This is a genomic window from Myroides marinus (assembly GCF_900109075.1).
Classification (GTDB): domain Bacteria; phylum Bacteroidota; class Bacteroidia; order Flavobacteriales; family Flavobacteriaceae; genus Flavobacterium; species Flavobacterium marinum_A.
The window spans coordinates 89,156-104,679 of the sequence record NZ_FNYS01000007.1 but is presented as its reverse complement, the minus strand read 5'-3'; the positions used below and the strand labels follow the sequence as shown (position 1 = coordinate 104,679).

The 15,524-nt window shown below is 33.4% G+C and carries 14 protein-coding genes; 12 read left to right on the top strand and 2 right to left on the bottom strand.

Features of this window, described 5'->3' with window-relative positions:
• Nucleotide 1 precedes the first annotated feature (1 nt).
• The 11 genes from BMX53_RS09405 to BMX53_RS09355 all read left to right on the top strand — a co-directional run bounded on the left by BMX53_RS09405 (nucleotide 2) and on the right by BMX53_RS09355 (nucleotide 11,515).
• Nucleotides 2-1,093, top strand: a complete 1,092-nt coding sequence (locus BMX53_RS09405) for an efflux RND transporter periplasmic adaptor subunit (protein ID WP_074746009.1) — start codon at nucleotides 2-4, stop codon at nucleotides 1,091-1,093.
• Between the two features lie 15 nt (nucleotides 1,094-1,108).
• The gene (locus BMX53_RS09400) at nucleotides 1,109-1,588 is read left to right on the top strand and encodes a hypothetical protein (RefSeq protein WP_063175889.1); all 480 of its coding nucleotides are present in this window, start codon (nucleotides 1,109-1,111) and stop codon (nucleotides 1,586-1,588) included.
• Between the two features lie 56 nt (nucleotides 1,589-1,644).
• Nucleotides 1,645-2,220 (top strand): helix-turn-helix domain-containing protein, encoded by a 576-nt coding sequence (locus BMX53_RS09395; RefSeq protein ID WP_074745961.1) that lies wholly within the window; start codon nucleotides 1,645-1,647, stop codon nucleotides 2,218-2,220.
• Nucleotides 2,221-3,335: 1,115 nt separating this feature from the next.
• Nucleotides 3,336-3,968: a LexA family transcriptional regulator gene (locus tag BMX53_RS09390; RefSeq protein ID WP_038987862.1), complete on the top strand. Its 633-nt coding sequence runs from the start codon at nucleotides 3,336-3,338 to the stop codon at nucleotides 3,966-3,968.
• Nucleotides 3,969-4,659: 691 nt separating this feature from the next.
• Nucleotides 4,660-6,132 (top strand): aminoacyl-histidine dipeptidase, encoded by a 1,473-nt coding sequence (locus BMX53_RS09385; RefSeq protein ID WP_038987861.1) that lies wholly within the window; start codon nucleotides 4,660-4,662, stop codon nucleotides 6,130-6,132.
• A gap of 160 nt (nucleotides 6,133-6,292) precedes the next feature.
• Nucleotides 6,293-6,910: a pentapeptide repeat-containing protein gene (locus tag BMX53_RS09380; protein ID WP_083394407.1), complete on the top strand. Its 618-nt coding sequence runs from the start codon at nucleotides 6,293-6,295 to the stop codon at nucleotides 6,908-6,910.
• Nucleotides 6,911-7,186: 276 nt separating this feature from the next.
• The gene (locus BMX53_RS09375; protein ID WP_063175886.1) at nucleotides 7,187-7,798 is read left to right on the top strand and encodes a YceI family protein; all 612 of its coding nucleotides are present in this window, start codon (nucleotides 7,187-7,189) and stop codon (nucleotides 7,796-7,798) included.
• 94 nt (nucleotides 7,799-7,892) lie between these two features.
• A complete protein-coding gene (gene prfA / locus BMX53_RS09370; protein WP_038987856.1) occupies nucleotides 7,893-8,966 on the top strand; it encodes a peptide chain release factor 1 in 1,074 nt (357 codons plus the stop codon).
• A 74-nt stretch (nucleotides 8,967-9,040) separates the two neighbouring features.
• Nucleotides 9,041-9,862 (top strand): orotidine-5'-phosphate decarboxylase, encoded by an 822-nt coding sequence (gene pyrF, locus BMX53_RS09365; protein ID WP_038987855.1) that lies wholly within the window; start codon nucleotides 9,041-9,043, stop codon nucleotides 9,860-9,862.
• Nucleotides 9,859-10,674, top strand: a complete 816-nt coding sequence (locus tag BMX53_RS09360) for an ABC transporter substrate-binding protein (protein WP_038987854.1) — start codon at nucleotides 9,859-9,861, stop codon at nucleotides 10,672-10,674. The genes pyrF and BMX53_RS09360 overlap by 4 nt, the downstream gene beginning before the upstream one ends.
• A gap of 85 nt (nucleotides 10,675-10,759) precedes the next feature.
• A complete protein-coding gene (locus BMX53_RS09355; protein ID WP_074745959.1) occupies nucleotides 10,760-11,515 on the top strand; it encodes a hypothetical protein in 756 nt (251 codons plus the stop codon).
• Between the two features lie 210 nt (nucleotides 11,516-11,725).
• On the opposite strand, the gene BMX53_RS09350 is transcribed toward BMX53_RS09355, so the two are convergent.
• Entirely contained in the window at nucleotides 11,726-12,505 is a 780-nt protein-coding gene (locus BMX53_RS09350; protein WP_074745957.1) for a DUF4197 domain-containing protein, read from the bottom strand.
• An 11-nt stretch (nucleotides 12,506-12,516) separates the two neighbouring features.
• Nucleotides 12,517-13,050, bottom strand: coding sequence for a DUF7935 family protein (locus BMX53_RS09345; protein WP_074745955.1), 534 nt, complete (start codon nucleotides 13,048-13,050; stop codon nucleotides 12,517-12,519).
• A gap of 122 nt (nucleotides 13,051-13,172) precedes the next feature.
• Here BMX53_RS09345 and BMX53_RS09340 point away from each other — a divergent pair, with 122 nt between their 5' ends.
• Nucleotides 13,173-15,509: an ATP-dependent helicase gene (locus BMX53_RS09340; RefSeq protein ID WP_063175882.1), complete on the top strand. Its 2,337-nt coding sequence runs from the start codon at nucleotides 13,173-13,175 to the stop codon at nucleotides 15,507-15,509.
• Nucleotides 15,510-15,524 lie beyond the last annotated feature (15 nt).

The window sequence follows — 15,524 nt, the reverse complement described above, 5'->3', positions numbered from 1 at the left end:
AATGAAAAGAATATATATAGCCCTAATTAGCCTTGTAGTATTAACTGCATGTGCAGATAAGAAATCTCCAGAAGTAACAGATAAGAAAGACGAAAAAGGAGGAATGAATATGGCCATGAATAAGATGGAAACAATCTCTTTAGAGTTGATGAATCCTGATGTGCCATTACAATTACCTGGAGAATTAAGAGCAGATCAACGCACAGAGATATTTGCTAAAGTGAACAGTTATGTGACTGATCTAAAAGTAGACATCGGAAGTGTAGTAAAGAAAGGACAAGTGCTAATGATATTAGATGCTCCAGAGATACAAGCACAGGTAGCTTCTGCACAGTCTAAGTGGAAAGCGCAAGAGGCAATCTATGTTTCTACTAAAGCTACTTATGATCGTACGATGAAGGCTAATCAAACAGAGGGAGCTATAGCACCAGACTATTTAGAGCAAGTAACAGCGAGAATGTTAGCAGATAAAGCACAAGTAGCTTCAGCTAAGTCAGCTTATGAAGAGACGAGAAATATAGATCAGTACTTAGTTATCAGAGCTCCTTTTGATGGGGTGGTTACCGATAGACAAGTGGATAAGGGAGCTTATGTAGGGCCGATGAGTAAGCTACCTTTATTGACAGTAGAAGATACGAGAACATTGAGATTAAACTTATCTATTTCTGAAGCGAATACACCTTATGTAAAAGAAGGAGATATAGTGAAGTTTAAAGTGCGTACACTACCACAAAAAGAGTTTACAGGAGTAGTAACACGTAAAGCGGGAAGTTTAGATTTAAAGCTTAGATCAGAGCAGATACAGGCTGATATCAACAATGCAGAGCATTTGCTAAAACCTAATATGATTGCTGATGCAACTGTCAATTTGAAAGGGGCTGAGCCGAGTTTCTTTGTTCCTAAATCTGCATTAGTAGATAGCAATCTTGGGATGTATGTGATAGAAGTAAAGAATGGAACAGCTTATCATCGCAAAGTCGCTAAAGGGCGTGTAAATGGAATGATGATAGAAGTAATAGGTGAGTTAACAGCAGGTAGCAAAATATTAAAAATGGCTACTGAAGAAATAATGAATGAACAAAAATTAATGTAATTAAAAATGATGATTATGAGAACATTTGGAATGAAAAGCTTAGCAGTAGTAGGGGTAAGTTTATTAACTATCGCTTGTGGAGAAGCTAAAAAAGAAACAGTAGAGGCTGCGCCAGCACAAGAGAACCACGCAGACCACGCTAATCACGATATGCATGCTATGCATAATGATACTCCAGCTATGGCTGCTAGTGGAACCTATAAAAAAGGGGATGCTGTACCAAGTGACCTAGTATGTATGGTGAATGATGCTTATATGGGTAATAAACAACTAGAAGTAGAGGTAGAAGGAAAGATGTACTACGGATGTTGCGAAATGTGTAAGACTAGAATTCCACAAGATGCAGCTGTACGTGCCGCAGTAGATCCATATACATTAAAATCTGTAGATAAGGCAACTGCTTATATTGTGATTATTGGAAACAATGGAGAAGTAGCTTACTTCGAAAATGAAGATAACTACAAAAAGTTTGTAGCAGAAGGAAAACAAGGTTAATCTATTGAAGAATTAAGAGTGCCGAGCTATCGGCACTCTACTTAAAAAGGTGATGTATGGAGTACTCAGTTGTGTTGCACGTTAAGAATATGGTTTGTTACAGATGTGTCTTAGTAGTAGAGCAAGAGTTAAAGAAATTAGGAATACTAGAAGCGAAGGTACAATTAGGTAGAATAGCTTTATTGTACACTTTAAATGAACAAACGTTGAGGAGTTTTGAATTAAGGTTAAAACAGTTAGGTTTTGAATTGTTGATAGAAAAACAAGAAATATTAATTGAGAACATAAAACAATTGATAATAGATATCGTACAAAAGGATAGTAGGCTGTCAACAAAGCTATCTTACTTGATATCAGAATCTCTAGCTATAGATTACAGTTATGCAAGTAAGATATTTTCTGAAAGAGAGTCTATAACTATCGAAAAGTATTATATCTATCAACGTATAGAACGCGTGAAGGAATATATCTCTTATGGCGAAATGACCTTATTAGAGATCGCTAGTAAGATGTATTATAATGATTTAAGTCATCTGAGCAAACAGTTTAAAAGTGTAATGGGTGTGTCTCCATCTCAGTATAAAAAAGAACAGAATTATAATAGAAATTATATTGATAAGATTATTACTTAGTTTGATGCGCTATGCAGGTGAGAGTGCATAGTATTTTTTTTCCCCAGAGTATGCGATAGACCGATAAACGAGAGTGAATTATACAAAATAGCTCTGAACTTATGAAAAAAACATACTATAGTATGGTTTTAGAAGAAGTGATAGAGATATAAAGTAGAATTAGCTCGTAGTATTGAGCTAATGCAGAATCTGGGGGTATTTGTACTTGTAAGAGGACGTCGGGAGACTGTCCTCTTTTTTTGTATGTTATATTTCGTGATAAAAACTACTTATTGAAGGGAATTAGACGTCTTCAAGTCATATTTTGTTGTTTAGGAGGAAATTATAAGAGAATTTAAGCTGAAAGAAGAGTAATAAATTAGCTTATTGTGATTAAGTCACTAATTGAGATTATAGCTAGGTAGGTAAAAAACAAGAATTGTGATAATCGCAATTGGTAGTTTTTTTTAATGTAAAGATTAGTTAGATGTGTTTTATTTGATTTTTATAAGGAATATGTGAATAAGGCTTCTGCGTTAAATTATAGTTTTTTATTGATTAAAAACCGATAATATGTTGTTTTTATTGAAAATATAATGCTTATGTATAGTGTGTTGATGATTATTTTATGTTTGTAGGGAGAAAGTTTTAATTCTAGAGTAGTAAGTTTTTACCTGTAGAGTTAGTGTTGTTAAGTGGCCTCTAAATAGCTATGAATAGGAGGTTTAAATTATAATTGTTAGAATGTTTTATCAAGTCCAGTAGGCTAATATGGAGGAGAATTCAGGTATAACATTGTGTTAAATCAGTGATATGATTTATTTCTATGAAATAGGAATAGTGCAATAGTCAATATTGATACGCCTGCCTTATTTGTGAATATAATAAGGAGATAACTTCACTGTACTTTCTTTAAAAAGACGGTGAATTATTTGTTTTTGTAACTTTCTGTTATAAGTTTTTTTAAGTATTTAATTTATTGTTATTTAGGTGGTTGTGTTTTTTTAAGGATGAAAAAACACAGTTTGTTTTGAAAAAAAATAATTACTTTTTAATTATTGGCACAATAGTTGTTTTATTGTCAATATGCGAATAAAGTAGTAAAGAATAGTCGAATTAAAAAAAAATGAGCAAGTATGAAAAATAGTGAAAGTGTAATCAAAAAGTTGAAACAGTTATTAGGTATTAAAACAGATTTAGAATTGGCTAATATTCTAGAAGTAAAACCAAATACAGTTTCGTCATGGAAGTCAAGAGAAACTTTACAGTATGAAAAGATTATGAATTTATGTAAGGAACATAAGATTGATTTAAATGAATTATTCTTTTCTAACACACATAAAGTTTTTAATACTGACTTACAAAAGAGAAAAGTAAAGATGATATCAGTAGATCATCATTTTGAATATTTCTTAAACCCAGAGAGAACATGGGCTACATCACCTAGTTTTGTATTCCCTACAGAAGAAGAGGTAGATACAGCATTTCAGATTTCAGCTGATAATATGTACCCAACTGTAAAAGTGTCTTCTTATGTGTTAACAAAGAAAATAGACCTAGAAGAGATCAAACCATGGGGTATTTATGTGGTTGTGATAGAAGGTAAAGGAGTATTGTGCTATCGTTTTAAACGTTACACAGAGACAGGTGATCTAGCATTTATCTGTGATAATGAGACGTATGAGAATATCGTGGTGAGACCAGAGGATGTTAGAGAGATATTCTGTGTAAGAGGTGCATTCCTTGGTAATATTAAGAATCTTTCATAGTTTTTATATTTTATGAAGAAGGGCTTTCGTATTGCGAAAGCCCTTCTTTTATTTCACCCAGATTTAGAGAAGTACTTCTACAACTCGTGTGAAATGACTTTTCTATGAGAGTGTCTTATTCTACACATTATTTCTTTAATCTTATAATATTGTAAGAAAATCTTTACACTCTATTGCTTTTTATCTTTTACTTTTTTGCTTGATCAAAAAAGTAAAGCAAAAAAATCAAGGCTGTAATTCCTAAACGATCAATTACGACACAAATTCTTAGAACTAAACAAACTCGCTGCGCTCAGACACTGTTTAGTTCTTTAGAATTTGCATCTATTGATGCTCGTTTATCCATTAAGGCCGTCTTGTCGCTTCGCAAGATTATTATAGTTAAATAGTTTACCTATATAGAGTGCTTCGCAAGATTATTATAGTTAAATAGTTTACCTATATAGAGTGCTTCGCAAGATTAAGCCGTTTTTATTAGTTAATTCACTGTGATTACAGTGTTGGTTATTTTATGAATAAATTCAGGAAGAAGGCTAAATTGTTGACTATGCTAAAGATAAGTGGGTAAATTGAAAAGTGGTAAAGGAGATAGTTTTTGATTTAATTCTTTTTTATTAGGGAATAGCCTTGTATTTATTTAGAATGTCCTAAATTTGAAGGAATATTTTGAATAATTAAAGAGATTAAGAATATGAGTCAAGAAGTTAGAGGATTAGAACCTAAGAACTTATGGAACAAGTTCGCTGATCTAAACGCAGTACCACGTCCTTCTAAGAAAGAAGAGCGTGTGATTGAGTTCATGATGAACTTTGGTAAGTCTTTAGGTTTAGAAACTATAAAAGATGAAGTAGGTAACGTGATTATCAAAAAACCTGCTACTAAAGGAATGGAGAACAGAAAGACTATTGTGATGCAATCACACTTAGACATGGTTCACCAAAAAAATAATGATACCGTATTTGACTTTGACACTCAAGGAATTGATATGTATGTTGAGGATGGATGGGTTAGAGCTAGAGGAACTACATTAGGTGCTGATAATGGTATTGGTGTAGCGTCTATTATGGCTATCTTAGAAAGTAATGAAATTCCTCACCCTGCTATCGAAGCATTGTTCACAATCGATGAAGAAACTGGAATGACAGGTGCTAAAGGTCTTCAAGGTGGAATGTTAGAAGGGGAGATCCTTTTAAACTTAGATACAGAAGAAGATGATGAAATCGATATCGGATGTGCTGGTGGTGTAGATGTAACTGCATCTGCTGAATATGATGAAGAAGATACTCCAGAGGGATCTGTAGGATATAGAATTACTGTAAAAGGTCTTAACGGAGGTCACTCTGGTATGGATATCCACAAAGGATTAGGAAATGCAAATAAGATCATGAACAGATTGTTATTTGACGCTTTTGATAACTTCGGATTACAGATTGCTAAGATAAAAGGTGGAAGTTTAAGAAATGCTATTCCTAGAGAAAGTGTTGCTGAGGTAATTATCGCAAGTACTTTTGACGAGGCATTCGTATTTGATATGACTTCTATCGTTGATGAGATTAAAGCTGAGTTACATACTGTAGATCCTAACTTCGAAGTAGTATTCGAAAAATTAGAAGCTGCTGAAACTCCTAAGAAAGTAATGCCATCTATGGCTCAGTACTTCTTCGTGAGATCTATGTACACTGCTCATAATGGTGTATTCCGTATGAGTCCTGACTTTGACGATTTAGTAGAAGCTTCTAACAATATCGCTAAAGTAGATTTAGGAGAAGGTAAATTAGTAGTTAAGTGTTTAACTCGTTCTTCAGTAGAATCATCTAAATTCGATGTAGCGAATAGTCTGCGTTCTGCATTTGAATTAATGGGATGTGAAGTAGAGTTCTCTGGATCTTACCCAGGATGGACACCTAACTCTGAGTCTGAAATCTTAGATGTATTAGTAGATATCTACGAAAAGCAAATAGGTGAGAAACCAAACGTAGTAGCATGTCACGCTGGATTAGAGTGTGGTATCTTAGGAACGAATTATCCTGATATGGATATGATTTCTTTTGGACCTACTATCCGTGGAGCTCACTCTCCTGTAGAGCGTGCTAATATCGCTTCAGTACAGAAATATTGGAAATTCTTATTAGAGATTTTAACTCAGATTCCTGAGAAGAAATAAGCTAATAATTAGATTGTAAATGAAGGGTGTTCAGTTAATGGGCACCCTTTTTTATTATACCTAGTTCCATTATCTTTGACATTGGTGGAATATCAAGAAGAAAAGATATTGAAAAATACAATGGTTTAGCAGTCTATGCGATACCAGTAGCATATTTAATATGAAAAAATTAAAAGATAGATGGAAAGATGTGGAGTTTACCAATACTCTTCAGAAAGAAATAGAATCACTGCATCATAAAAATATAACTGATTTAAGAGATGTTGATTTAGCTGGTATTCATTTAGAAAATCATTCGAAACTAGTAGACCATCCATCGCTAGCTCACTCTAAATTATATAATGTTGATTTATCATATTCTATTATTGAAATTCCAACATTTGAAAGTGAATGGATATTAGTCAATTTTACTAAATCTAAAATTGATCGATCTCTATTAGATAAGTCAATAATTAAACAATGTAATTTTAGAGATTCTAAGTTAGTATTTAATGCAGATGATACAGTTTTTGAAGATTGTTCTTTTGTTAGTACTAAGATAGGTATAGGTACTTATGGGCATGAATATGGTGGACGTAGAACAAAGTTTTATAATTGTGATTTTACTGATGCTGTGTTTAAGAATGTAGAGTTTAGAGCTTCGAAATTTATTAATTGTAATTTTACTAATACCACATTTATTAAGTGTGATTTTAGAGGAGTGAAAATGGAAAATTCTATTCTTCCAAAGCTATCTCAGTTTAAGGATATGGATGTGCCTGATTATATAACAGAATAGAAGATTTTAAAAGAAGACTTAACTATCACAGTTAGGTCTTTTTTTATATCAGATAGAAGTGATCTGTTCTTTAATGGATCTTATGTCATTAGTTTTTGATAAAACTTAGTAGGCTGATATCATCTTTTTTATTTGATTAAGAGGTTTTATAAATAAGCTATAAGTTGTGATAGATAGACACACTCTTGGGAGGTATAGAAAAAATTAATGTTTAATTAAGAATTAAATGTACTGAAAGTAGTACTTTAGACGTTATCAAATTAAAACTCAATATTTATGAAAAAATCCTTTTTGGCTTTAGCTCTAATCGGGGCTTTTGCAATCTCTTGTGGAGAGAAAAAAGATGCTAATACTGAAACTACAACAGAAACAACAACTGAGCAAGTAGAAACTGAAGCTCCTGCAGCTAAAGAGTTAACTTACTCAATGGAGTGGACTGCGTTTAAAACTCCTAAGAAAGTTGGGGTTAAAGGAACTTTCTCTTCTATTAAATTAAATGAAGTGAAAGCTGATGCTGCTACTTTAGAAGAAGCTTTAAAAGGAGCTAGCTTCGTAGTAGAAACTGCTACTGTAAGTACTAATGATGCTGGAAGAGATGAGAAACTTAAAGCTGAGTTCTTCGCTAAGATGGTAGGTAATATCAGTGGATTCTTTGGTGAGTTCAAAGATGGTAAAGTTATCGTAAACTTAACAATGAACGGAATCAGCAAAGAGAAAGAGTTTACTTATACAGTAGAAGGAGATGCTCTTAAATTAAATGGAGCTATCGATATTATCGCTGACTTTACAGCTCAGTCTGCTTTTGATAGTTTACACGCTGCTTGTAAAGATTTACACGAAGGAAAAACTTGGTCTGATGTAGAGATTTCTGCTGAGATTAAAAAATAATAGCTACTTTTGTAGTGTAATTGGAGAGGAATATATTGATATATTCCTCTTTTTTTGTACCTTTGCGAACCAAATAAATTATCTATTTTAGGATATGTTAGATAGACTACAAATTATAAAGCAACGTTTTGACGAAGTTTCTGACTTAATTATTCAGCCAGATGTTATTGCTGATCAAAAACGTTACGTACAATTAAATAAAGAATATAAAGATTTAAAACAATTAGTTGAAAAACGTGCTGAATATGTAAATCTTAGAGGTAATATGGATGAGGCTAATGAAATATTAGCTGATGGAAGTGATGCTGAAATGGTCGAAATGGCTAAAATGCAGTTAGATGAAGCAAAAGGACGTTTACCTGAATTAGAGGAAGAGATTAAATTCTTATTGATACCTAAGGATCCAGAGGATGCTAAAAACGTAATGGTTGAGGTACGTGCTGGTACAGGTGGAGATGAGGCTAGTATCTTCGCAGGAGACTTATTCAGAATGTACACTAAATATTGTGAAGGTAGAGGATGGAGAACTTCTGTGGTAGATGTAAATGAAGGTACTTCAGGTGGATATAAAGAGGTAATCTTTGAAGTTACTGGTGAAGACGTTTATGGTACATTAAAGTATGAGGCTGGTGTGCACCGTGTACAACGTGTTCCTCAGACAGAAACTCAAGGACGTGTACACACGTCTGCGGCTACTGTTATGGTATTGCCAGAAGCTGAAGAGTTTGATGTACAGATTGATATGAATGATGTACGTATTGATTTCTTCTGTTCGTCAGGGCCTGGAGGACAGTCAGTAAATACAACTAAGTCAGCTGTGCGTATGACACACATTCCAACTGGATTAGTGGCTCAATGTCAGGATGAGAAATCTCAACACAAGAATAAAGATAAAGCTTTGACTGTATTGCGTTCTCGTTTATATGAGATGGAATTAGCTAAAAAACAAGCTGAAGATGCTACAAAACGTTCGTCTCAAGTAAGTAGTGGTGATAGATCTGCTAAGATTAGAACTTATAACTACCCACAAGGACGTGTTACTGATCACCGTATCGGACTTACTTTATACGATCTAGATGGTGTTATGAATGGTAACATCCAGAAAGTTATCGATGAATTACAGTTAGTAAGTAATACAGAGAAATTAAAAGAAGGAGACGTTTATTAATCGTCTTTCATAAATATAATAAACCACACTTGCTTTTGTATAGTGTGGTTTTTTTTAAACTACAACTACTAGATATGACTACACAACAATTAATTGAGCAAATCAAACAAAAGAAATCCTTTCTATGCGTAGGGTTGGATGTTGATTTAGATAAGATTCCTACTTTCCTTTTAAAGGAAGAAGATCCTATTTTTAGTTTTAATAAAGCCATAATAGATGCGACACATCAGTATGCTGTAGCTTATAAACCGAATATTGCTTTCTATGAAGCATATGGTATCAAAGGATGGATGTCATTAAAGAAAACGATAGAGTATATCAATGAGAATTATCCAGAGGTATATACAATCGCGGATGCAAAACGTGGAGATATCGGTAATACAGCTTCTATGTACGCTAAAGCATTCTTTGAAGATATGTCTTTTGATAGTGTTACAGTAGCTCCATATATGGGGAAAGATTCAGTAGAACCTTTCTTAGCATTTAAAGACAAACATACTATACTTTTAGCTTTGACTTCTAATCAAGGGGCATTTGACTTCCAAACAAAAGAGGTTGATGGTAAACCATTATATCAACATGTATTAGAAACGTCTCAACAGTATGAGAATGCTGAGAACTTAATGTATGTAGTAGGGGCAACTAAGGCTGAGTATTTTGAAGAAATCAGAAAGATAGTTCCTGATAGTTTCTTGTTAGTACCTGGTGTAGGTGCTCAAGGAGGTAATCTACAAGATGTTTGCAAATATGGTTTAAATAAAAATGTAGGATTGTTAATCAATTCGTCAAGAGGGATTATCTTTGCATCTAAAGCAGAAGACTTTGCTGAGAAAGCAGGTTTAGAAGCTAAGGCCATTCAGATAGAAATGGAGGAGATATTAAATAAAATGGTATGATTGTATTAAAAGATCAAATAGGGCAAGAGCACCGCTTCGAACAAGCACCAAAGAGGATTATTTCACTAGTTCCGTCACAGACAGAAACACTATGTGATTTAGGATTAGAAGATGAGATTAAGGGAATTACTAAGTTCTGTGTTCATCCTTATCACTTAGGTGTTGTGAAGATCAAAGTAGGTGGAACGAAGAAGGTTCATATCGAAAAGATAAAAGCACTTAATCCAGATATTATTATTGCTAATAAAGAAGAAAATACACTAGAGATAGTGGAAAGTCTTAAAGATATCTGTCCAGTATGGGTAACAGATGTTGTTACTTTAGAAGATAATAAGCAAATGATAGAGGACTTCGGTGTGCTGTTTAACAAACGTACTGAAGCAAAGAAATGGAATGATAAGATAGACTTTGCAATTAAGGATTTTATGTCCTTTGTAACGACAAAGGATTCGTATAAAGCAGCTTATTTTATCTGGAGAGAACCTTATATGGTGGCAGGTGATCACACTTTTATCAATACCCTTTTGACTTTAAACAAGTTTACTAATGTATATGCTAATAGAGAAGAGCGTTATCCTGAAGTAGAGATTAGAAAAATAAGAATACAAGGGGATCCAGAATTGGTATTCTTGTCTTCAGAACCTTATCCCTTTAAAGAAGAACATGCTTTCGAATTAGGAAGACATACTCATCATGGTAAAACAATTTTTGTAGATGGAGAGATGTTCTCTTGGCATGGTACCCATTTATTCAATGCCTTTGAATACTTTAAACAGATACATAATAGAATTGCAGACAGCGGAACATTTTAATGTTTTGACATATAGATCTAAGCGATCTCTTGAAAAAGAGGTCGCTTATTTTTTTTGTATTTTTGTTATGAAAAAGATATTTAAAATGAAAAATTGCTTGTTAATGGTACTGCTGATGGTTAGTACTGTGATGATGGCTCAAAAAGTGAGCATGAAAAAAGAGAAGATACTTTATGGTAAAGACCCCATAGGAACTTTAGTAGAAAAGAATAAGAAAATCACTGTTTCTACTATAGAGAATGAGGTTCTGTTTACTGTGGAAGTAAATGCATTGATGTTAGATCTTAAGAAATACATACAGTATTTTAAAGTTACAACTCCTAAAAGTGCTAAGGATGTCTATATAGAAACTCCTTATAGAGGTAGTATTCAATCTAGATCTAAGTTGATATTAAAAGAGTTTTCATCTGTTAGTTATCCTGTATTTACAGAAAAAGGAATAGATAGTGAGGTTGTTAAAAAGATTATGGATACAGATGATGGAAAACTTAGTGCTATAGTTAAGAAGATAACTGATGCAGAAAATGGGTTTAAAGAGAAGTTGAAGTCATTTAACAGTCTGGGCATAAGTATTAATCAAGAAGGGGAGTATGGTACTATAGAGTTAGGCGAATTTAGTACAAAAGGTAAAGTAGAGAGACGTGAAGAAAATGATAGATTGGTGTATGAGTTATTTGATGAATATGATAAACAATTGGCAATATGGAATGAGGAAGGGGATAGTAATCTAGAATTTGCAAATGGAAAAAAGATCTATGTACCTGCTTCAATAGCTTCTCCTTTTCTAGGGGTTAGTACAGATGATCTAGTAGAATTAATGATCGTATTGACACGTAAATAAACTGTCAGTATTTATATAAAAAAGAAAAAGCCGAGTAGAACCACTACTCGGCTTTTTTAACTAACCCTAACTATTATGAAATCAATCATTTTTGATACTACAAATATCAAAAAAATATTTGGATAGGGCAGTTAATTGAATGTTATAATAATGTTATATTTATATTTTTAAATAAAAAACATTTTAATGTTTAAAGAATTTAGGTTTTTATTATTTATTCTTTATTTGTTTCTTCTTAGAATTATTCGATGTGTTATTTTTAGTAGAGTTTGTTAGATTATCTTGAATTGCGAATACATCTTTCAATAACTTCGTATCTCGTGAACCTGTTATATTTTCTCTAATATTTTTCTCCTCTACAGCGATAGCTTTAAATACTCCATCCATCGTCTGAGTAGTGATGTAGTCTGTCAAATCAGTTGTTACTGGCGAAACTAATGGAAGAGAATTGTAAGTACTAGACATTTTTTCCCAGATAACATCTGCACCTACATTTGATAATGATGTGTTAATAACAGGACTAAATTTCTCGTAAAGACTTTTAGTCGTACTTTTCTTTAAGTAATCAGTTGCAGCAGATTTACCACCAATAAGGATGTCTTTAGCATCGCTGAAAGTCATATTCTTTATTGCATCAACAAAAATAGGTGTTGCTTCTTTTACTGCGTTTTCAGCTGCACGGTTAATTAATACTGTACCTTGATCAGCTAAGCTACCCATACCAAGTCTTCTCAAAGCTTTGTCTACTTTTTGGAATTCTTCTGGCATAACAATTTTCACAAGCTCATTCTTTAAGAAACCATCAGGTTTAGCTAATAGATTAACTTGCTCTGTAATTCCTTTGTCAAGGGCTTCTTTTAATCCTTTAGCAACTTTATCTTGAGAGATACTGTTGATTAGATTAGTTGTTTTGCTATTTTGAGCAGTAACGATTGGGGAGTTGGCTAAAGCACAAATCATAAGTGCAGTAGCAATCATTGTTTTATTCATAGTGGTTTTTATTATTCTGTAATTGTATTTGCTTCAAGTTTTATTGCCTTTCTAACTACTTCAAGTTTTTGTTCTATCTGAGTAGTTTGGCTAATTAAAGCTTGTCTTAGTTGTGTAGCGTCTAAGATATTTGGATTGGCACTAGTAATCTGAATTAGTTCAGTAATATCATTTTTAGTTTGCACTAGTATTTGCCATAGTTCGCTACTCACATAAACTTGTTGTGAAACATTGTAATCAAATTCTTGATCTAAATGAGTGATAAGATTAAGTAAATATAAAGTCTTGTCCTCTGAGTTAGGGTTAACTCTTAAAACAAGTTTTTTTAAGTCAATTCTTTCTATTAGTATAATTAGACGCTCGAATGCTTGCAGCTTTAATGCTTGTAAGTCAACAGTAGTCTGAGTTTTTAGTTGTTCTAGTAGATAGAGATCCTTTCTGGTTTGTTTCTCTAAAAGTTTGTTGAAGGACATATAAGCTATAGCTGCTGTAATTAAAGCAGGAATAGTATAAGCGACTAATTGTAAGATGAAATCTGTATTCATTGCGAACTTTTTTTGACAAAAGTAGGGAATATTATGTTTTAAGGGAGAAATTTTTATGGTGGTAAAAAACTTGTTATAAAGGTATAGTAATTGTAATTTTGACACTTTCGAGTAAATTAGATATGCAAAATTATATAGATCAGTTAAATGAGGCTCAGAGAGCCCCTGTGCTTCAAAAAGATGGGCCAATGATAGTAATCGCTGGTGCGGGTTCAGGAAAGACGAGGGTGTTGACGTTACGTATAGCTTACTTGATGCATCAAGGTGTTGATGCATTTAATATTCTATCGTTAACGTTTACGAATAAGGCTGCTCGTGAAATGAAAGTGAGGATTGCTCAAATAGTGGGTAATTCAGAAGCAAAGAATCTATGGATGGGAACATTCCACTCTGTATTTGCTAAAATACTTAGGGCAGAGGCTGATAAACTAGGATATCCTAGTAATTTTACTATTTATGACTCTCAGGATAGTCAGCGACTTATCGGTCAGATTATTAAAGAAATGCAGTTAGATAGAGATATCTATAAGCCTAAAGAAGTATTGGGAAGAATCTCTTCTTATAAAAATAGTTTGATCACTGTAAAGGCTTATTACAATAACCCAGAACTACAAGAAGCAGATGCGATGAGTAAAAGACCTCGTATTGGTGAGATATATAATAATTATGTAGAGCGTTGTTTCAAATCTGGAGCAATGGATTTTGACGATTTATTATTAAAGACAAATGAGTTACTTACTCGTTTTCCTGACGTGTTATCTAAATATCAGAATAGATTTAAATATATTCTAGTGGATGAGTACCAAGATACAAACCACTCGCAATACTTAATCGTTAGGGCTTTATCTGACCGTTTTCAGAATATATGTGTAGTTGGGGATGATGCTCAGAGTATCTATGCATTTAGAGGGGCGAATATCAATAATATCTTGAACTTCCAGAAAGATTATGAAGGAGTGCAAACGTATAGACTAGAACAGAACTATCGTTCTTCTAGAAATATTGTAGAGGCTGCTAACTCTGTTATTGATAATAATAAGGTGAAACTAGAGAAAGTGGTTTGGACTGCTAATGAGTTTGGACCAAAGATTAAAGTACACCGATCTTTAACGGATGGTGAAGAAGGTCGTTTTGTAGCTTCAACCATCTTTGAAGAGAAAATGCAGAATCAAAAAAATAATGGAGATTTTGCTATCTTATATAGAACCAATGCACAATCTCGTGCTATGGAGGATGCCTTACGTAAAAAGGATATTCCATATCGTATTTACGGAGGGTTGTCATTCTATCAACGCAAGGAGATTAAGGATGTATTGTGTTATTTGAGAATGGTAATCAATCCTAAAGATGAAGAAGCGTTAGTACGTGTGATTAATTATCCTGCAAGAGGTATTGGTAATACTACAATGGATAAGTTGACTATTGCTGCTAATCACTATAAGCGTTCTATATTTGAGGTGATAGAGCACATTGATAAGATTGATTTAAAGATTACTGCTGGTACTCGTAATAAGTTGAGTGACTTTAGCAATATGATTAAGGCATTCCAAGCATTAGAATCTACGATGGATGCTTATCAATTAACTGAACATATAGTAAAGAAGACTGGTCTAGTTCAAGAGATGAGAAAAGATACTACTCCAGAGGGTATTACTCGTATGGAGAATATCGAAGAGCTTCTAAATGGTATCAAGGATTTTATCGAAGGACAACGTGAGGTAGATGGTGCTAGAGGTGCACTTAGTGAGTTTATGGAAGATGTGGCATTGGCTACTGACTTAGATAAAGATACTGGAGATGATGATAGAGTAGCACTTATGACTATCCACTTAGCGAAAGGTCTTGAATTCCCTACAGTGTTCTGTGTGGGGATGGAAGAAGATTTATTTCCAAGTGCGATGAGTATGAATACACGTAGTGAGTTAGAGGAGGAGAGAAGGTTGTTTTATGTAGCTTTAACTCGTGCTGAGCATCAAGCTTATTTGACATATGCTCAGTCTAGATATAGATGGGGTAAATTAGTGGATAGTGATCCGTCTCGTTTTATCGAAGAGATTAAAGATGAATATCTAGAGTATCTGACACCTGTAGAGACTAACTATAGATATAAACCGACTATTAATGCTGATATCTTTGGAGATGTAGATAAGAGTAAGTTGAGATTAAATAAGCCTATAGCAGGTACGCCTCCAGCTTATGTTACAGATAATGAAGAACCGAAAGAAAATAGAAATATCAGAAAGCTGAAGCCTGTAGATATGTCTACTTCTAAACCTAGTAGCCTAACAAATGGTAATCAGAATCTAGAAGTAGGAAATACTGTTATGCATGAACGTTTCGGTAAAGGGGTAATTATAAATCTAGAAGGTGTAGGGGCAGATAAAAAGGCTGAAATACGCTTTGATGTTGGTGGAATTAAAAAACTACTTCTAAGATTTGCGAAGCTTCAAGTTTTATAGTAAATTGTATAGTAT